Annotated in this window: 17 protein-coding genes; 11 read left to right on the forward strand and 6 right to left on the reverse strand. The window is 61.8% G+C overall.

Going from position 1 to position 18757, the window contains the following annotated elements:
* Window positions 1-27 precede the first annotated feature (27 nt).
* From cyoA to LQK83_RS00120, 7 genes are all read left to right on the forward strand, one after another.
* Window positions 28-1008 (forward strand): ubiquinol oxidase subunit II, encoded by a 981-nt coding sequence (gene cyoA, locus LQK83_RS00090; protein WP_230835259.1) that lies wholly within the window; start codon window positions 28-30, stop codon window positions 1006-1008.
* Window positions 1009-1111: 103 nt separating this feature from the next.
* Window positions 1112-3106, forward strand: coding sequence for a cytochrome o ubiquinol oxidase subunit I (cyoB, locus tag LQK83_RS00095; protein ID WP_230835260.1), 1995 nt, complete (start codon window positions 1112-1114; stop codon window positions 3104-3106).
* A 4-nt stretch (window positions 3107-3110) separates the two neighbouring features.
* Window positions 3111-3737, forward strand: a complete 627-nt coding sequence (cyoC, locus tag LQK83_RS00100) for a cytochrome o ubiquinol oxidase subunit III (RefSeq protein ID WP_230835261.1) — start codon at window positions 3111-3113, stop codon at window positions 3735-3737.
* A 1-nt stretch (window position 3738) separates the two neighbouring features.
* Window positions 3739-4143, forward strand: a complete 405-nt coding sequence (cyoD, locus tag LQK83_RS00105; RefSeq protein ID WP_230835262.1) for a cytochrome o ubiquinol oxidase subunit IV — start codon at window positions 3739-3741, stop codon at window positions 4141-4143.
* 77 nt (window positions 4144-4220) lie between these two features.
* Window positions 4221-4988 (forward strand): SURF1 family protein, encoded by a 768-nt coding sequence (locus tag LQK83_RS00110; RefSeq protein WP_230835263.1) that lies wholly within the window; start codon window positions 4221-4223, stop codon window positions 4986-4988.
* Window positions 4989-5122: 134 nt separating this feature from the next.
* The gene (locus tag LQK83_RS00115; protein ID WP_230835264.1) at window positions 5123-5908 is read left to right on the forward strand and encodes a ThuA domain-containing protein; all 786 of its coding nucleotides are present in this window, start codon (window positions 5123-5125) and stop codon (window positions 5906-5908) included.
* Between the two features lie 18 nt (window positions 5909-5926).
* Window positions 5927-6988 carry a Gfo/Idh/MocA family protein gene (locus LQK83_RS00120; RefSeq protein WP_230836233.1) on the forward strand — a complete coding sequence of 354 codons (1062 nt, stop codon included), beginning with the start codon at window positions 5927-5929 and terminating at the stop codon, window positions 6986-6988.
* 172 nt (window positions 6989-7160) lie between these two features.
* Here the strand turns inward: LQK83_RS00120 and LQK83_RS00125 are convergent, their stop codons facing one another.
* The 6 genes from LQK83_RS00125 to LQK83_RS00150 form a co-directional block, all read right to left on the reverse strand.
* The gene (locus LQK83_RS00125; protein WP_230835265.1) at window positions 7161-8192 is read right to left on the reverse strand and encodes an NAD(P)-dependent alcohol dehydrogenase; all 1032 of its coding nucleotides are present in this window, start codon (window positions 8190-8192) and stop codon (window positions 7161-7163) included.
* Window positions 8193-9332: an acyl-CoA dehydrogenase family protein gene (locus tag LQK83_RS00130; RefSeq protein WP_230835266.1), complete on the reverse strand. Its 1140-nt coding sequence runs from the start codon at window positions 9330-9332 to the stop codon at window positions 8193-8195.
* A gap of 14 nt (window positions 9333-9346) precedes the next feature.
* On the reverse strand, window positions 9347-10543 hold the full coding sequence (locus LQK83_RS00135) for an acyl-CoA dehydrogenase family protein (protein ID WP_230835267.1): 1197 nt from the start codon (window positions 10541-10543) through the stop codon (window positions 9347-9349).
* Window positions 10544-10642: 99 nt separating this feature from the next.
* The gene (locus LQK83_RS00140; protein WP_230835268.1) at window positions 10643-11824 is read right to left on the reverse strand and encodes an acetyl-CoA C-acyltransferase; all 1182 of its coding nucleotides are present in this window, start codon (window positions 11822-11824) and stop codon (window positions 10643-10645) included.
* Window positions 11825-12040: 216 nt separating this feature from the next.
* Window positions 12041-14155, reverse strand: a complete 2115-nt coding sequence (locus LQK83_RS00145) for a 3-hydroxyacyl-CoA dehydrogenase NAD-binding domain-containing protein (protein WP_230835269.1) — start codon at window positions 14153-14155, stop codon at window positions 12041-12043.
* Window positions 14156-14489: 334 nt separating this feature from the next.
* Window positions 14490-15185 (reverse strand): TetR/AcrR family transcriptional regulator, encoded by a 696-nt coding sequence (locus LQK83_RS00150; RefSeq protein ID WP_230835270.1) that lies wholly within the window; start codon window positions 15183-15185, stop codon window positions 14490-14492.
* Between the two features lie 223 nt (window positions 15186-15408).
* On the opposite strand from LQK83_RS00150, the gene LQK83_RS00155 reads away from it, so the two are divergent.
* Genes LQK83_RS00155 through LQK83_RS00170 form a run of 4 tightly spaced genes read left to right on the forward strand, consistent with a single transcriptional unit; the run spans window position 15409 to window position 18718 of the window.
* A complete protein-coding gene (locus LQK83_RS00155; protein WP_230835271.1) occupies window positions 15409-15660 on the forward strand; it encodes an acyl carrier protein in 252 nt (83 codons plus the stop codon).
* Window positions 15660-16841 carry an acyl-CoA dehydrogenase family protein gene (locus LQK83_RS00160; RefSeq protein WP_230835272.1) on the forward strand — a complete coding sequence of 394 codons (1182 nt, stop codon included), beginning with the start codon at window positions 15660-15662 and terminating at the stop codon, window positions 16839-16841. The genes LQK83_RS00155 and LQK83_RS00160 overlap by 1 nt, the downstream gene beginning before the upstream one ends.
* Before the next feature lie 4 nt (window positions 16842-16845).
* A complete protein-coding gene (locus LQK83_RS00165; protein WP_230835273.1) occupies window positions 16846-17754 on the forward strand; it encodes an amino acid--[acyl-carrier-protein] ligase in 909 nt (302 codons plus the stop codon).
* Between the two features lie 4 nt (window positions 17755-17758).
* Window positions 17759-18718 carry a DUF1839 family protein gene (locus tag LQK83_RS00170; RefSeq protein ID WP_230835274.1) on the forward strand — a complete coding sequence of 320 codons (960 nt, stop codon included), beginning with the start codon at window positions 17759-17761 and terminating at the stop codon, window positions 18716-18718.
* The last annotated feature ends 39 nt before the right edge of the window (window positions 18719-18757 follow it).

Consider the following 18757-nt stretch of genomic DNA (forward strand, 5'->3'; position numbering starts at 1 on the left):
GGGAAGGGATGAAGCTGGAATCAGAAAATGCGACCTGAAACAAAGATGTTCTCAAAGGCGGCGCTCGTTGCGGCACTGGCCTTGCCTCTTGCTTCCTGCAACATGGTAGTGATGTCGCCGTCGGGCGATATTGCGGCGCAGCAACGCGACCTCATCGTGATCTCGACTGTGCTGATGCTCCTGATCGTGGTTCCGGTCATCTTCCTGACGCTGTTTTTTGCCTGGCGCTATCGCCAGTCCAATACGACAGCCAAGTATGATCCCGAGTGGCACCATTCAACCCGTCTCGAGGTTGTTATCTGGTCTGCGCCGCTGGCAATCATCATCGCGCTGGGCGCCATCACCTGGATCAGCACCCATACGCTCGACCCCTACCGTCCGCTCGAGCGGATCGCGGAAGGGCAGCCTCTCTCGGCCGGCCACAAGCCCTTGACGGTTGAAGTCGTGGCGCTCGACTGGAAGTGGCTCTTTATCTATCCCGAGCTCGGCATTGCCTCCGTCAATGAGCTGGCCGCTCCGGTCGATACGCCGATCCGCTTCAAGATCACCTCCGCTACCGTGATGAACTCCTTCTACATTCCGGCGCTCGCTGGCCAGATCTACGCCATGGCCGGCATGGAGACGAAGCTTCACGCCGTGATCAACAAGCCGGGCGAATTCGAAGGCTTCTCAGCCAACTATTCCGGTGCCGGGTTCTCCCACATGCGTTTCAAGTTCCATGGTTTCGACCAGGCGGGCTTCGACAAGTGGGTTGCCGACGTGAAGGCCGGCGGTGCGACGCTTGACCGTGCGACCTACATGCAGCTTGAAAAGCCGAGCATCAAGGAGCCCGTGCGCCATTACGCCTCCACCGACGCGTCGCTTTACAGCAAGATCGTCGATATGTGCGTCGAGCCGGGCAAGATGTGCATGAGCGAGATGATGGCGATGGACAAGGGTCTGATCTGCCGCATTCCGGAGCCGACGACTGCTGCGCGTGAGGAAAAGGCCATCCGGCCCGCCACCTGATCCGTATACCTGAAGAGTCCCGGCCGCTTCCCTTGCGCTTCAGGCGCTCCCAGCGGCCGGTTGAACACAATTTCATTTGCAAGAACAAAGTTGAGGTAATCCGATGACTGCGGATTGGACATCATTGCTGTTCGGGAAGCTCACTCTCGAAGCCATTCCCTATCATGAGCCCATTCTTGTCGTGACCTTTATCGGGGTGGCGATCGGCGGGCTGACCGTGCTGGGCGCGCTCACCTATTTCCGCCTCTGGGGCTATCTCTGGAAGGAATGGTTCACGTCGATCGACCACAAGAAGATCGGCATCATGTACATCGTATTCGCCATCATCATGCTGCTCCGCGGTTTCGCAGACGCGCTGATGATGCGCTTCCAGCAGGCGATCGCCTTCAACGGCAATGAAGGATATTTCCCGCCGCATCACTACGACCAGGTGTTTACCGCGCACGGCGTGATCATGATCTTCTTCGTGGCGATGCCGTTCGTGACGGGTCTGATGAACTTCGTCGTGCCGCTGCAGATCGGCGCCCGCGACGTGTCCTTCCCCTTCCTCAACAACTTCTCCTTCTGGATGACGGTTGCCGGCGGCATCATCGTGATGATCTCGCTCTTCGTCGGTGAATTCGCAAAGACCGGCTGGCTCGCCTATCCGCCGCTCTCCGACATCACCTACAGTCCGGATGTCGGGGTGGATTACTACATCTGGGGTCTGCAGATCGCAGGTATCGGGACATTGCTATCGGGTGTGAACCTGATCGCGACCATCCTCAAGATGCGCGCGCCCGGCATGTCCATGATGAAGATGCCGATCTTCACCTGGACCGCTTTCTGCACCAACATCCTGATCGTCGCAGCCTTCCCGGTTCTGACGGCCGTGCTCGCACTGCTGACGCTCGACCGTTATGTCGGCACGCATTTCTTCACGAACACGGATGGCGGCAGCGCCATGCTCTACGTGAACCTGATCTGGATCTGGGGCCACCCGGAAGTCTATATCCTCGTGCTGCCGGTCTTCGGCGTCTTCTCGGAAGTCGTTTCGACCTTCGCCCGCAAGCGCCTCTTCGGCTATACGTCGATGGTCTACGCCACGGTGGTGATCACCATCCTGTCCTACATCGTGTGGCTGCACCACTTCTTCACCATGGGCTCCGGCGCCAGCGTGAACTCCTTCTTCGGCATCACCACAATGATCATCTCGATCCCGACAGGGGCCAAGATGTTCAACTGGCTGTTCACGATGTATCACGGCCGTATCAAGTACGAAGTGTCTATGCTGTGGACGATCGGCTTCATGGTGACCTTCGTCATTGGCGGCATGACCGGCGTTCTGCTGGCCGTTCCTCCGGCCGACTTCGTGCTGCACAACTCGCTGTTCCTGATCGCGCACTTCCATAACGTGATCATCGGCGGCGTCGTGTTCGGCGTCTTCGCCGGCATCAACTTCTGGTTCCCGAAGGCCTTCGGCTTCCGCCTGAACGCATTCTGGGGCAAGATGTCCTTCTGGTTCTGGCTCATCGGTTTCTACTTCGCCTTCATGCCGCTCTACGTGCTCGGCCTGATGGGCGTAACCCGCCGCATGAACCAGTTCGACGATCCGTCTCTGCAGATCTGGTTCATCATTGCCGCTTTCGGTGCCTTCCTGATCCTGCTCGGCATCGGCTCCTTCATCATCCAGATCCTCTATTCGATCTGGAAGCGTGACGAGCTGCGCGACGAAACGGGTGATCCGTGGAATGCCCGGACGCTGGAATGGTCGACCTCGTCGCCGCCACCGGCATACAACTTCGCCTTCACGCCGGTCGTTCACGACGTCGACGAGTGGTGGTTCATGAAGCAGAACGGCTACAAGCGTCCGCTTTCCGGCTTCATCCCGATCCACATGCCGAAGAATACCGGCACGGGCGCCATCCTTGCGGGTCTCAGCGTTGCCTTCGGCTTCGCCATGGTCTGGCACATCTGGTGGCTGGCGCTGGTGTCCTTCGTGGCGATCATCGGCAAGACGATCCACCACACCTTCAACTACAACCGCGATTTCTATATCCCGGCCGAAGAGGTCGCCGCTGTAGAAGCCCGCCGTACGCAAATGCTGCCCGCGGAGTGAACCGATGAGCGCCAATACGCACCATACCGCCACGCCGGCAGAGGGGCTCACCTTCTACATGAAGGATGAGCACCACCCCGAACAGAGCACGATGATCGGCTTCTGGATCTACCTGATGAGCGACTGCCTCATCTTCGCGATCCTGTTTGCCACCTACGCGGTGCTCGGCCATTCCTTTGCCGGCGGTCCGACGGCAAAGGAACTGTTCGACCTGAAGCTGGTTGCGATCAACACCGCGATGCTGCTGTTCTCCTCCATCACATACGGCTTTGCCATGCTTGAGATGGAGAAGGGCAACAAGGGACTGCTGGTCAGCTGGCTTGTCGTCACCTTCTTCTTCGGCGCCTGCTTCCTCGGGATCGAACTCTATGAGTTCCATCACCTGATCGAAGAGGGCGCAGGCCCCTGGCGCAGCGCCTTCCTGTCGTCCTTCTTCACGCTCGTCGGCACCCACGGTCTGCACGTCACCTGTGGTCTCGTCTGGATGGCCGTGCTCATGGTCCAGATCAGCAAGTTCGGCATCAACCCGGCCAACAAGCGCCGCCTGATGACGCTCAGCATGTTCTGGCACTTCCTGGACGTCATCTGGATCGGCGTCTTCTCCTTCGTCTATCTTATGGGAGTCCTCTGATATGGCGTCTCACGCACATTCGAACGCCCACGGCGATCACGGCCACCACGATCATCATCACGGCGACCATGCCAGCCACGGAACATTCGGGTCCTACATGACCGGTTTCGTGCTGTCCGTCATTCTGACGGCCATTCCGTTCTGGCTGGTCATGGGTAACGTGATCGAGGACAAGACCGTCACGGGCGTCCTGATCATGGGACTCGGCCTGGTGCAGATCATCGTTCACATGATCTTCTTCCTTCACATGGACACCAAGTCCGAAGGCGGCTGGAACATGATGGCTCTGCTCTTCACGGTCGTGCTTGTGCTGATCGCACTTTCGGGCTCGCTCTGGGTCATGCATAACCTGAACACTTACATGATGCCGGAACTGACACCGGAAGCCGCCAAGCAGCTTCCCTGATGTGATCCGAGGCGGCTCGCCTGATCGACGAGCCGCCTTTTTTCTTTTGCAGTCATGGGGAGGGGAGGTTCTGGATCATGAACGATAGACCCGTCTCCGAAGATACCGTCCCCGAACCGAATGCTCCTAAAGCCCCGCGCAAATCGCGCCTCATCGGCATCGGGCTTCTGACGCTTTTCTTTTTCTCGGTCTTCATCGCGCTGGGCGCCTGGCAGATCGAGCGACTTTCCTGGAAGCTGGATCTCATCGCGCGGGTTGATGCGCGTGTGCATGCACCCGCTGCTCAGCTGCCCGACGAAGCCGCCTGGGGCTCCGTGGATGCCGCCAATGACGAATACCGGCACGTCACCGCGTCCGGCCGCTTTCTTCATGACAGGAGCGCACTCGTCTACGCCTCGACCGAGCGCGGTCCCGGTTACTGGGTGCTGACGCCGCTGCAGCTCGACAACGGCGCGATCGTCTATGTCAATCGCGGCTGGGTTCCGACCGACCGGAAAGAGGCTTCAAGTCGCGCGGAGGGCGATACCGCAGGGCCGGTTCAGGTGACCGGCCTGCTGCGCATCACGGAGCCCGGCGGCACGCTGCTCCGCTCCAACGATCCTGCCGAGGGCCGCTGGTATTCGCGCGATGTCGAGGCCATGGGCAAGACGGCGGGGCTTTCCCGCGTTGCGCCGTTCTTCATCGATGCGGACGACACGCCGAACCAGGGAGGCCTGCCGGTCGGCGGACTGACGATCGTCAAGTTCCCAAATTCACACCTCTCCTACGCGCTCACCTGGTTTGCCATGGCGGCGCTGTCGCTGGTGGGTGGTGCAATTCTGATTCGAGCCGAACGGCGGCGCTAAAAAACTTCGCAGAACCCCACAATTTCGCCTGAAACAAACTGTGATCTCGTGAGTTCCAAAGCGCTTTGGATTTTTCCTTGTGCCGCACCGTTTCTCTTGGCACAGTCAGCCCAACATCATCTAGGGAGAGAGTCATGACCATCCGCGTCACCGTCTGGGGCGAGAACGTCCACGAACAGAAGAGCGAAACCGTCCGCAGCATCTATCCTGACGGCATGCACAATTGCATCGCATCGGCGCTCAACAAAAACGACGGCATTCAGGCTTCGTCCGTCGTGCTGCAGGATGCCGAGCATGGCATGACCGAGGCGCGGCTCGCGGAGACCGATGTGCTGGTCTGGTGGGGTCATGCGGCGCATGGGCAGGTGGACGACAAGATCGTCGAGCGCGTCTGCGAGGCCGTCTGGTCGGGCATGGGGATGATCTTCCTGCATTCGGCGCATTTTTCCAAGCCGTTCAAGCGGCTGATGGGTGCGCCCTGCAATCTCACCTGGCGCGAGGCGGGCGAACGTGAGCGGCTGTGGGTCACCTCCCGCAACCATCCGATCACGGCGGGCCTGCCGGATCATTTCGAGCTTGAGAACGAGGAAATGTATGGCGAGCCCTTCGGCGTGCCGGAGCCGCTGGAAACGGTGTTCGTCAGCTGGTTCCAGGGCGGGGAAGTGTTCCGTTCAGGGCTCACCTACAAGCGCGGCGCGGGCAATGTCTTCTATTTCCGCCCCGGTCACGAGACCTATCCGACCTATCACGACGCGAATGTCCAGACCGTCATCCGTAACGCCGTGAAGTGGGCCTATAACCCGCTTGCGCGCGTCGCCAAGCCGACCGATGCGCCGAATGTGCCGGTGGACAAGGCGCCGGAGAAGATCGAGGAGCGCGGCCCGAAGCTGCATCAGGCTGGCGAACAAGGCCTGCGGTAAGGAGTTGTGGACATGACGATCAGACTTCTCATTCTCGGTACAGGCGGCATGGCCAACAATCACGCCGAAGCCTTCAAGGCCATCGACGGCGTGGAGGTCGTGGCCGGTGTGGACACGCGGCCGGTGCAGCTTGAGGCGTTTTGCGACAAGCACCAGATCGAACACCGCTTTGCCACGCTTGATGAAGCCTTGGCCTGGGGCGAATTCGACGCCGCGACGAACGTGACGCCGGATTCCGCGCATTACGCGACCACGATGGCGTTGCTGAAGGCCGGCAAGCATGTGCTTTGCGAAAAGCCGCTTTCGACCGATTATGCCAAGGCAAAGGAAATGGCGGATGCGGCCAAGGCTGCCGGCGTCGTCAACATGGTGAACCTCTCCTACCGCAACGGGGCCGCCCTGCAGCGCGCCGCCGAGATGGTGGCGAAGGGGATGATCGGTCCGGTCAGGCATTTCGAGGCGCAGTATCTGCAGAGCTGGTTGACGCAGGCCGCCTGGGGCGACTGGCGCACCGAGCCGCAATGGCTCTGGCGGCTCTCCTCCAAGCATGGCTCGAAGGGCGTGCTGGGCGATGTCGGTATCCACATTCTCGACTACGCAACTTTCATTGCAGGCAGCTTCCCGGTTTCGATTTCCGGCCGTCTCAAGACATTCGAGAAGGCCGAGGGCAACCGGATCGGGGAGTACGATCTCGACGTGAACGACAGCTTCGTCTGCCATCTCGAGCTTGCCAATGGTGCAATGGGCACCATCACCGCCACGCGCTTTGCTTCCGGTCACCACAACGACCTGAAGCTTTCCATCTATGGCGATGGCGGCGGACTGGAAGTGCGCTACATTCAGCACGAGAGCAAGCTTCTCGCCTGCCTCGGCTCACAGGACATGGCGACGCAGACCTGGCGCGAGATCGAGACGCCGGAGGTCAAGAAGGTCTATGAGGTCTTCATCGAAGCCATCAATGGCGACGGGCCGATGATCCCGGATTTCGAGCGGGGGGCGGCGCTGCAATTCCTGCTCGACGCGGCCGAGGAGTCGGACCGGCAGAAGGGTGCGAGTGTCGAGGTGGCGCTGGGGGCTTAAATGGCTCGGCCCTTGCGGGCCGCCCCCTCATCTGCCCTTCGGGCATCTTCTCCCCGCCGGGGAGAAGGGGAGATTGTCGCAGCTGTGCTGCTCCGCCTCTCCCCTTGGGGAGAGGGTCGCCGAGCGAAGCGGAGGCGGGGTGAGGGGGGCTTCTTGCTCCCTCGGCCCAATATCACAAAACAATCTGCAACTTCACATCCGTCGGCCGCGCCTCAACAGCGCGATCAAAAGCCGCCACCGAATCCCTGAACGCGAAGGTTTCCGTGATCAGCGGCTTGAGGTCGATCTTGCCCGATGCGATGAGCGCAATCGCGCGGTCATAGACATTGGCGTATCGGAAGATCGTTTTCAGCGTCGCTTCCTTGGCCTGCAGGCCGACGATGTCGACCGGGACCGGATCGACCGGCATGCCGACCATGACGCAGGTGCCGCCGGGGGCGACCACGTTGGCGACGTCGAGCACGGCTGGCGCGGCACCCGACGCTTCGAAGACGATATCCGCGCCCCAGCCTTCTGTCGTCTGGTGCACGTAGTCGACAAGCTTCGTGTTGCGGACGTTCACTGTTTCAACGCCCGGATAGGCGCCGATGATGTCGAGCTTCGGCTGCGCGACATCGGAGACAATGACGCGGGAGCAGCCGCCGGCGAGTGCCGAGAGCGCGGTGATCATCCCGATCGGACCGGCGCCCATGACGACGGCGGTGTCGCCCGGCTTGATGCCGGCTTTGAGGGCCGCCTGAATGCCGACGGCGAGCGGCTCCACCATCGCGCCTTCGGCGAAGCTGACATTATCCGGCAGCTTGAAGGTGAAGGCGGCAGGGTGGACGACTTCCGGCGTCAGGCAGCCATTGACCGGCGGCGTTGCCCAGAAGCGGACGGCGGGATCGACATTGTACATGCCGAGCCGCACGGCCTTGGAATTCAGATCCGGAATGCCCGGTTCCATGCAGACGCGGTCGCCGACCTTCAAATGCGTGACCTCCGCGCCAACCGCGGTGATCGTGCCTGCCGCCTCGTGGCCGAGGATCATCGGCTCCTTCACCACGAAGGGGCCGATCTTGCCGTGGGTGTAGTAATGCACGTCCGAGCCGCAGATGCCGACCGTGTGGATCGCGATGCGGACGTCGTGCGGGCCGAGGTCGAGGCTCATGGGAAAATCCCGAAGACTCAACCGGCCCTTTTCCTCCAACACAAGTGCCTGCACTTAAGCTGCTTCCTTCGACAGAGCCACATAGCGCGCGACATGGTAGTCCACGTCGCCGAACATATGGTCTATCATCACCAGCCGCTTGGCAAAATGGCCGACGGCATATTCCCAGGTCATGGCGATGCCGCCATGCATCTGGATGGCCTCTTCCGCGACCAGACGGCCGATCTTGCCGGCGAGCGTCTTGGCGGACGAGACGGCCATTTCGCGCTCGACGCGCGAGCCATCGAAGCGGCCGGCGGCATTGATGACGGACGAGCGCGCCTGCTCGATTTCGAGCAGAACGGTCGCCATCCGGTGCTGCAGCGCCTGGAACTTGCCGATGACGACGCCGAACTGCTTGCGGGTCTTTAAGTATTCGATGGTCATGTCGCGGGCGACTTCCATCGCGCCGATGGCCTCAGAGGCGAGCGCCAGATTGGCGCGGGCGATCACCTTCTCGATGGCCGGCCATGCTTTGCCTTCCGCGCCCAGCAGCGCATCCGCGCCGACCGCGACGTTGTCGAGACGCACTTCTGCGGCATGGAGGCCGTCGATAGAGGGGTAGGAATGGCGCGCGACACCGGCGGCATCGGCGGGGACGAGGAAGAGCGAGAGGCCGTCTTCATCCCAGGCCGCCCCCGAGGAGCGGGCGGAGACGATGAGCGTGTCGGCAGCGCTGCCGTTCAGCACCACGGCCTTGGCGCCGTTCAGCACCCAGCCGTCGCCGGATTTCTTCGCGGTGGTTTCGACATGGCTAGCATCGTAGCGGCTCTTCGGTTCGCCATGGGCAAAGGCGAGCTGCTTCGTGCCGGCGATGATCTCTTCGATGACGGCCTTCTGCTCGGCATTGCCGAGTTCGGCGATCAGCCCGCCGCCGAGGATGGCGGTGGCGAGGAAGGGCTCGTTGACGAGTCCGCGGCCGAGTTCCTCGAAGAGAACCGTGACGTCAAAGGGCGCGCCACCAAAGCCGCCATCCTCTTCCGAAAACAGCGCGCCGATGGCGCCGAGTTTGGCAAATTGCGCCCATTTCTCCGCGCTGAAGCCGAGATCGGTTTCGGCGGCCTTGTTGCGGGCATCCAGCGTGTAGGTGTCGGCGATGACGCGCGCTACTGAGTCCTTGAAGAGCTGGCGTTCTTCCGTGTGGGTAAAGTCCATGTGCCGTGCTCCCCTTAAAGTCCCATGACCATTTTCGAAATGATGCCGCGCTGGATTTCGTTCGAGCCACCGAAGATGGTGATCTTGCGGTTGTTGAAGTAATCCGGCGCGACGCCGAGGGCATATTCGGGGCCAACGGGCTCGCCGTTATAGCCTTCCTCCAGCGCTTCGGAGACGAAGGGCATGGCGTAGGGGCCGATGGCGCGGCGGGCGAGATCGTTGATCGACTGGCGGATTTCCGTGCCCTTGATCTTCAGCATGGAGGAGATCGAGCCGGCAGAGGCGGCCGCATCCGGCGAGGAGAGAACGCGGAGGTTCGTGGTCGAGAGCGCGTCGAGTTCCATTTCCACCTGCGCCACGCGGGCGGCGAAATAGGGGTCGTCGGCAAGCGGCACGCCGCGAACCGTCTCGGCTTTCGCGATGCGCTTCACCTCGGCAAGAGCCGCCTTCGATGCGCCGACGCCGGCGATGTTGGTGCGCTCGTGGGTCAGGAGATACTTGGCATAGGTCCAGCCCTTGTTCTCCTCGCCGACGAGGTTTTCGGCCGGCACGCGGACATTGTCGAAGAAGACTTCGTTGACCTCATGCGTGCCTTCCAGAAGGATGATTGGACGCACGGTGATGCCGGGGGATTTCATGTCGACCAGGATGAAGGAAATGCCTTCCTGCGGCTTGCCTTCGGTTCCGGTCCGCACAAGGCAGAAGATCATGTCGGCGTACTGGCCGAGGGTGGTCCAGGTCTTCTGGCCGTTGATGACATAATGGTCGCCGTCGCGAACCGCGCGCGTCTTCAGCGAGGCGAGGTCGGAGCCGGCGCCTGGTTCCGAATAGCCCTGGCACCACCAGTCGGTGCCGTCGAGAATGCGCGGCAGGTAATGCGCCTTCTGTGCCTCCGAGCCGAATTTCATCAGCACGGGGGCGAGCATCTTGAGGCCGAAGGGGATGATGCGTGGCGCGCCGGCGGCGGAGGCCTCGTCATCGAAGATCTGCTGCTGGACCGGCGTCCAGTCGGCCCCGCCATATTGCTTCGGCCAATCCTGCGCCAGCCAGCCGCGCTTGTTGAGCGTGGCATGCCAGCCGACCATGTCTTCCTTGGTCAGCGTCTTGTTATGCCGCACCTTGTCGGCCAGCGCCGGCGACAGTTCCGCCTTGAGGAAGGCGCGGACCTCGGCCTGAAAGGCGAGGTCTTCTGGAGAGAAGTTCAGGTCCATCTGTTTCCTCCTTCGAGTCTGTCTGGCCAGACAGACTCTCGTTTCTCTTGCTTCCGCTTGTCTATCGGGAAAACCGGTTCCCACTTTTCCCTGACAAGCTTAGTAAATCTCGATCAGCCCAGCAGCGCCCTGGCCGCCGGCGATGCACATGGTGACGACGGCGTATTTGATGCCGCGGCGCTTGCCTTCGTAAAGGACATGGCCCACCTGACGCGCACCTGTCATACCATACGGATGGCCGATCGAGATGGATCCGCCGTTGACGTTGTAGATGGCCGGATCGATGCCGAGGCGGTCGCGGCAATAGAGCGCCTGGCTTGCGAAGGCTTCGTTGAGCTCCCAGAGGCCGATGTCGGAGACCTTGAGCCCGGCGCGTTCGAGCAGCTTCGGCACGGCGAAGACGGGGCCGATGCCCATTTCGTCGGGCTCGCAACCGGCCACGACGAAGCCGCGGAAGGCGCCCATGGGCTCAAGCCCGCGCTTCTCGGCTTCCTTGGCTTCCATCAGCACGGAGGCGGAGGCTCCGTCGGAGAGCTGCGAGGCATTGCCGGCGGTGACGAACTGGCCGGGGCCGCGCACGGGTTCAAGCGCGCGAAGGCCTTCGAGCGTCGTGGAAGGGCGGTTGCAGCCGTCCTTGTCGAAGGTGACTTCGTGATAGCTGATCGCCTTGGTTTCCTTATCCTGCACGGCCATCTTGGTGGTCATGGCGATGATTTCATCCGCGTGGCGTCCTGCCTTCTGGGCCTCTGCGGTGCGCATCTGGCTCTGATAGGAATATTCGTCCTGCGCCTCGCGCGAGACGTTGTAGCGGCCGGCAACGATGTCGGCGGTCTCAATCATCGGCATGTACATGGCCGGCTTGTGTGCCAGCATCCATTCGTTCTCGTACATGAACATGTTGAGGTGGCTCTGGACGATGGAGATCGATTCCAGCCCGCCCGCCAGCATGGCCGGGGCGCCATATTGGGTGATCTGGGAGGCGGCCTGGGCAATAGCAAAGAGGCCGGAGCCGCAATGGCGCGACACGGTGCCGCCGGTCATCGAGAGCGGCAGGCCGGCGCGGACGCCGATATGGCGGGCAATGTTGCCGCCGGTGGCGCTTTCCGGCATCCCGCAGCCGAAGATCGCGTCTTCGAGCAGGTTCGGGTCGATGCCGGCGCGCTCGACGGCGGCTTTGGCCGCAGCCGCGCCGAAGTCGGCGCCATGGGTGGCGTTGAGTTCGCCCCGGAAGGCTTTCGTGATGCCCGTGCGGGCGGTGGAGAGAATGACGGCTTCGCGCATCGTGTGGTTCCTTTGAACGTCTCTGTTTGCAGCTGACCCCCTCACCAAGCCTGCCTAGCCAATCGCTTGCGCTCTTGGGGCAGGCTATCCTCTCCCACAAGGGGAGAGGAAGTGTGGAGGCCGCCTCTTCCCTTGTGGGAGAGGAAGCGATTTCAACATCTTAGCTTCAGCTAAGTGTTAGAAATCGCAGGTGAGGGGGTTCGCCCCCGATGTGTTTCATTCACTCCCATTGAGGCTCGAGAAATTCTTGCCGCTGGCCACCAGATCCTCGATCAGCTTGGCGGGAGCCCAGAAGTCCGGGTCTTCCTTGCCAAACTCGCGGATGTCGGCGAGCACCTTGTCGAGACCGCGCATGTCGGCATATTTCATCGGGCCGCCGCGATAGCGCGGCGATCCGTAGCCGGCGAGCATGACGACATCGACGTCGAGCGGGCGGAGCGCAATGCCTTCCTCGACCACCTTCGCACCCTCGTTGATCATGGCCGCCATGTAGCGGCGCATGATCTCGTCGGCCGAGAGTTCCGGCTTCTGCGGGATGCCCTTTTGTCTGCGAATGTCGTCGATGGCCGCGAGGAATTCGGGGTCTTCGATGCCCTTGCGCGCGCCGGCGGGGTAGATGTAGCAGCCGCGGCCGGTCTTCTGGCCGAAGCGACCCTGTTCGGCGAGCCAGTCCAGATATTCAAAGGCATAGCGGCCCTCGTAGCCTTCGGCGATGCGGCGCTTGCGGGCCATGAAGCCGATGTCGAGGCCGGCGAGGTCTCCCATCTGGTGCGGACCCATCGGATAGCCGAAATCGACGACCGCCTTGTCGATCGCATAGGGGCTCGTGCCTTCCTCGACCATGTGGGCGGCGATGCGCAGATAGCGTTCCAGGATGCGGTTGCCGATGAAGCCGTCGCAGACGCCGGCGCGGACGCCGGTCTTGCCGAGCTTCTTGGCGAGCGCAAAGCCGGTGGCCAGCGCATCCGGCGACGTCTTGTCGGCGACGACGATCTCCAGAAGCTTCATGATATGGGCGGGCGAGAAGAAGTGCAGGCCGAGCACGCTTTCCGGCCGGCTTGTCATCGCCGCAATCTGGTTGATGTCGAGATAGGACGTGTTGGACGCGAGGATCGCGCCGGGCTTGGCGACCTTGTCGAGCGTCGTGAATACGCCCTTCTTGACCTCCATGTCCTCGAAGGCCGCCTCGATGATGAGATCGCAATCGGCAAGCGCGTTGAAGTCGGTCGTCACCGAATAGAGTTCGTTGGCGAGGCGGTCGCGATAGGCCTGATCGTATTTGCCGCGGGCGACGCCGTCGTTCAGCACCTTCTCGACATTGGCGCGGCCGCGCGCGGCCTGTTCCTCGTCGCGCTCGACCATGGTCACCGGCAGGCCGGCGAAGAGCATGGAGAGCGTGATGCCGGAGCCCATCGTCCCGCCGCCGACAACGCCGGCCTTTTTGATCTCCTTCGCCTGACCGGCTTCAAGGCCGGGGACCTTGGAGACCGCGCGTTCGGCGAAGAAGGCGTGGATGAGGGCTTCGCGCTGGGGATCGGCGAGAAGCTTCATGAAGATGGCGCGCTCGCCCTTCATGCCGTCCGAGAAGGGCACGTTGGCGGCAAGCTCCAGCGCATCGATGCAGGCGACGGGCGAGATCTGGCCGCGCGCCTTGCCGGCTACGGCGGCGCGCATGCCGTCGAAGAAGGCCTTGTCGCCCTTGCGGGCAGCGACCTTCTCGTCGTTCTGGCTGATGCGGCGCGGTGCCATGCCCTCGTCGATCATCTTCCGCGCAAAGGCGAGGCCGGCGGCCTTGGGGTCCGCGCCTTCATCGAGCAGATCGAAAATGCCGAGCTTGAGGGCTTCTCCGACGGAGACCTGACGGCCGGTGGTGGCGATGTCGGCAGCGGCTTCAAAGCCGATCAGGCGCGGCAGGCGCTGGGTGCCGCCGGCGCCCGGAATGAGGCCGATATGGACTTCCGGCAGGCCGATCTTCGCGCCCTTCATGCCGACGCGGTAATGGCTGCCGAGCGCGAGTTCGAGGCCGCCACCAAGGGCGGTGCCATGAACGACGGCGACGACGGGCTTCGACGCGTCTTCCACCTTCTGGATGACGTCGGGCAGGAAGGGCTCAAGCGCGGCCTTCCCAAATTCCTTGATGTCGGCGCCGGCGACGAAGGTGCGTCCGGCGCAATAAAGCACAGCGGCTTTCGCGCTGGTTTCGGCTTCGAAGGCTGCGATTGCATCGACCACACCGGTGCGGACCGCCACCGAGGCGGCGTTGACCGGGGGATTGTCGATTTCAATCAGGAAGATATCGCCTTCAAGGCTCGTCTTGACCGCTTGGCTCATGCCGGGGGTTCCTTCTTGTAATGTCATATGGCTGCGGGGTGCGGTTTCTGGATAACCCGGCCCCAGGAAAATGCGCGCCGGTTCACGCCGGCGGGCGCGGGATCACGAAGGTCCGATCAGGGAGGTGGGGCGAATGCCGGAGCAGGGCAGGGGGGCTCGTGCCATCCGCGCACCTTGACGCGAGCGCCGGCCGCTTGTCGGCGCTGCTCGGTCGGGGCTTTTGCCCAGTTGGGCGGGGCCTGTCTGCATGGCTCAAACTCCTCCTTCATTCGGCTCCGGGCAAAGCCTGCCCCTCCTCGGGCGTTCGACACCGGTTTGTTGGTCGATGCCGGCGTCAGGCCGTGGGTGTTGCCCCGAGCCCTGCCAGCACGAAGTCCGTACATTGACGGGCAATGTTTTTGCGGTCTTCCGCTGTTTCGCCGGGGCGCGGCTTGTACCAGAAGATCGGCGAGTTCAGTGTCATGAACATCAGCTGCCGGGCGATCCCGGGGTCGTCGTAATGGATCGCGCCCTCTGCCCTGGCCTCTTCCATCACCTTGCGGAACAGTGCAGAATAATGGTCGCGGGTCTCGATCAGCGCATTCAGGCGTTCCCGCTGTTCCGGCGTCGTCGAGCCGCGCAGATGGATTTCGACACCCTGCCAGACGGAATGTTGAAAGGGTTGGGTTTCTATCATCGACAGGCAGTGCGCAAACGCCATGTCGCGCAGACGCTCCATGGCAGGCGCCTCACTTTTCAGACTGGCATCGATGGCCGCATAATTGAACTGCATGCCGACTTCGGCGACGGCGAAGAAGAGGTCGGCCTTGGAGGCGAAGAAATGGTAGATGCGTCCCTTGGTGGAGCCGAGGCGGCGGGCGACATCATCGATGCTGGTCGAGGCATAGCCGCGCGCCATAAAACACTGCGCCGCCATGTTCAGAATGTCGATCTGGCCTTCCTCGACCAGAGCGGCCGTGAGGGTACCCGGGGAGGCAGCAACGCCGGCAATCGCCCTCGCTATGCCTTGTGTGGACGCATTCGCGGTCATGCGATTCCGTGCTCTCCCATTCGGAGCCGCTCCGAGACCGGCGGCTGTTGGGAAAATTGAACATACTACCGAGTATGTTGTCAAGCGGTCCCGATATGGAACACTACCTCCGGGTTAAGGAAATTTTGTCCATATTCTTTAGGTCGATTTTATCCCGCCTGTGGTTTTCTTTCGCCATCATTCTAGGGATAATATCGCGGTCTGTTTTGCGAAGGAGAAGACGATGAAGGACAAGATCAGGGAACTTCTGGGCAAGCTCGGGGGACTGCCTGTAGCAGTCGACACGCTGGCGGACGGCGCGGATCTCTACGCAGCGGGTCTTTCGTCCTTTGCCTCGGTTCAGCTCATGCTCGGCATTGAAGATGCCTTCGACATCGAGTTTCCGGACCACCTTCTCAATCGCAAGTCGTTCGCTTCTATCGATGCCATCGCCGAGACCGTTACGGCAATTCTTGACGGTCAGGAAGCTGCGTGATGAACATGATGTCCGAGATCCGTGGGGCCGGGCTCGTAGAACGTGCCCGTCAGGTTGCCGCCATTGCGGCCAAGCATGCCGATGCCGTGGACAAGGAAGGCCGCTTCCCGCATGAGGCCGTTGCGGCGATGAAGGAAGCGCGCCTTTTTGGTATCCAGATCCCGATCCTGCTGGGCGGCGAGGGCGCCACGATCGCAGAGATCGCCGAAATCTGCTCGATCATCGCGCAGGAATGCGCGTCCTCGGCGATGATCTTCGCCATGCATCACATCAAGCTTTCAAGCTGCGTGTCTCACGGCACGGGCGACGAATGGCACGAAGCCTTCATGCATCGCATCGTGCGCGAGCAGCTGCTGCTTGGCTCGGCGACCACCGAAGCCGGCATCGGTGGCAACCTGCGCAACTCGATCTGCGCGATCGAGGTCGATGGCGATATCTGCCGCCTGACCAAGGAAGCGAGTGTCATTTCCTATGGCAAATATGCCGATGCGATTCTGATCACCTCGCGAAGCCACAAGGATGCCGCTTCGACCGATCAGGTCATGACCGTGTTCCTCAAGGACCAGTATACGCTTGAGCAAACCCATGTCTGGGATACGCTGGGCATGCGCGGCACCTGCTCGGACGGATTCCTGTTCAAGGCGGAAGCACCGAGCGTACAGATCCTGCCGAAGCCGTTCGCCGAAATCGCTGCTGAATCCATGCTCGCCACCTGCCACCTTCTGTGGTCGGGCGTCTGGTACGGCATCGCGCTCAACGCCGTCACCCGTGCGCAGGCCTTTGTTCGCGCCGCAGCGCGCGCCAATCCCGGCGTCACGCCGCCTGGCGCACTGCGTCTGGCGGAAGCCACGGCCGAGCTGCATCTGATCAAGTCCAACACCATTGCCGGCATCGAGCGTTTCGAGGCCGCCAAGGAAGATCCGGCGCAGCTGTCCTCAATGGGCTTTGCGGTGGCGATGAACAACGTCAAGATCGCAACCTCGCAGAAAATCCTCTCGGTCATCAATCAAGCCATGATGATCTGCGGCATTGCCGGCTACAAGAACGGCACACCCTACAGCCTTGGCCGCCATCTGCGCGATGCGCATTCGGCCCAGCTGATGATTTCCAACGATCGCATCCTGTCGAACACCGCGACAATGCTCACCGTCCACAAACTCGATACGAGCCTGATGGCTTAACGTGATGGATATGCAAGTGACTTTTCTTGATCGACTTTTTGACAGCGGCCTTCTCATCGACACCGGCGTCGAAGGCCTCTACGCCCGCTCCGGCATGTTCGAAGATGTCATCACTGGCTTCGAGCGCCTGATCGACAAGTTTTCGGGCGAAACGGGTGCCGAAGTGATCCGCTTCCCCCCCGGCATGAACCGCAGCTATTTCGAGGGCTCGGGCTACATGAAGAACTTCCCGCAGCTGGCGGGTACCGTTCACTGCTTCTGCGGCGACGATCTGGCGCATGCCGATCTCATCCAGTGCATGGCGGCGGGCGAAGACTGGACGGGCGGCCAGAAGGCCTCCGACATCGTGCTCACGCCGGCGGCGTGCTATCCGCTCTATCCGATCGTCGCCAAGCGCGGCAATCTGCAGGCAGGCGGCGGTCTCTTCAACATCCAGTCCTACTGCTTCCGCCATGAGCCGTCGATGGACCCGGCCCGCATGCAGCTCTTCCGCATGCGCGAGTTCGTCCGCATGGGCAAGCCGGAGGACGTCATGGCCTTCCGCCAGGAATGGATGGAAAAGGGCAAGGAACTGATGGCGCAGGTGGCGTTGCCGGTCGATATCGACGTCGCCAACGACCCATTCTTCGGCCGCGCCGGCCGTCTCATGAAGAACAACCAGCGCGACCAGAATCTGAAGTTCGAACTGCTCATCCCGATCACATCGGTCTCCAAGCCGACGGCCTGCATGAGCTTCAACTATCATCAGGATCATTTCGGCAAGACCTGGGACCTGAAGACCGTGGACGGCGAAACGGCGCACACGGCCTGCGTCGGCTTCGGTCTGGAGCGCATCGCGCTCGCGCTCTTCCACCACCACGGGCTCGATCCCAAGCTGTGGCCGCGTGAGGTCCGCGACGCCCTCTTCGGGTGATCCGATGACGGGCATTCTGAACGTCACGCCCAAAGGTTATCAGCCGCATGCGCTCCATTCCCCGGAGCGCATGTGGCCTGAAACCAATTGCTATACCGATCTCTGGATCGAGCTTCTGGCAGCGCAAGGCCTTGCGCCGCAATCCATGCTGGCCTTCACGCTGATCCAGGATTTCGAGGGCGACCAGATGACCTTCTTCAAGGTTCCGCTGGAAGACCTTGAAACGCTTTACGGAATTGTCGTCACCGAACTGGCCATCTACGACAGGGTCGAGACCCATGTCGCGGAGCAGGCGGCGCGCGGTCGCATCTGCCTCGTCGAGATGGACTCGTTTTACATGCCCGACACGCAGGGTGTGGCTTACAAGCAGGAGCACGGCAAGACGACGGTCGCGATCAACCGGATGGATCTCGAGAACAAAGAGCTCGACTATTTCCACAATGCCGGCTTCTTCCACCTTTCGGGCGAGGATTTCGACGGGCTGTTCCAGATGAATGCGCCGGAGGGCGGGCTGCCGTTCCTGCCCTATACCGAATTCGTCAAGCTGCCGGATTTCTATCCCGTCGAGCGCGAATTGCGCGAAGAGGCGCTTTCGCTCGGCCAGTATCACTACGACCGGCGGCCGGCCGAAAACCCGATCGCCGCCTTTTCCGCGATGTTCCCCGAGGCCGCCGCGAAAGTCGCCGAACGTCCCTTCGGCTTCTTTCATAAATATGCGTTCAATACGCTGCGGCAGGCGGGTGCGAATTTCGAGCTCTGCGGCAGCTATTTCGACTGGCTGGGGCCGGATTTTGCCGAGTCTGCCGCGCATGCGATGCGGATTTCGGAAGTGATGAAATCGGCGCAGTTCCAGCTGGCGCGGGCAGTGACACGCAAGAAGTTCGACCCGCTGAACGCTGCGCTGGAGCCGGCGGCGGAGGCCTGGGAGAAGCTGATGGAGAGTGCGGGCAGGGCGCTGGGGTGAGCGCCCTCCAATCTCCCCCTTTGTGGGGGAGAAAGATGG

The organism is Rhizobium sp. C1 (assembly GCF_021026335.1).
Lineage (GTDB): Bacteria > Pseudomonadota > Alphaproteobacteria > Rhizobiales > Rhizobiaceae > Ensifer_A.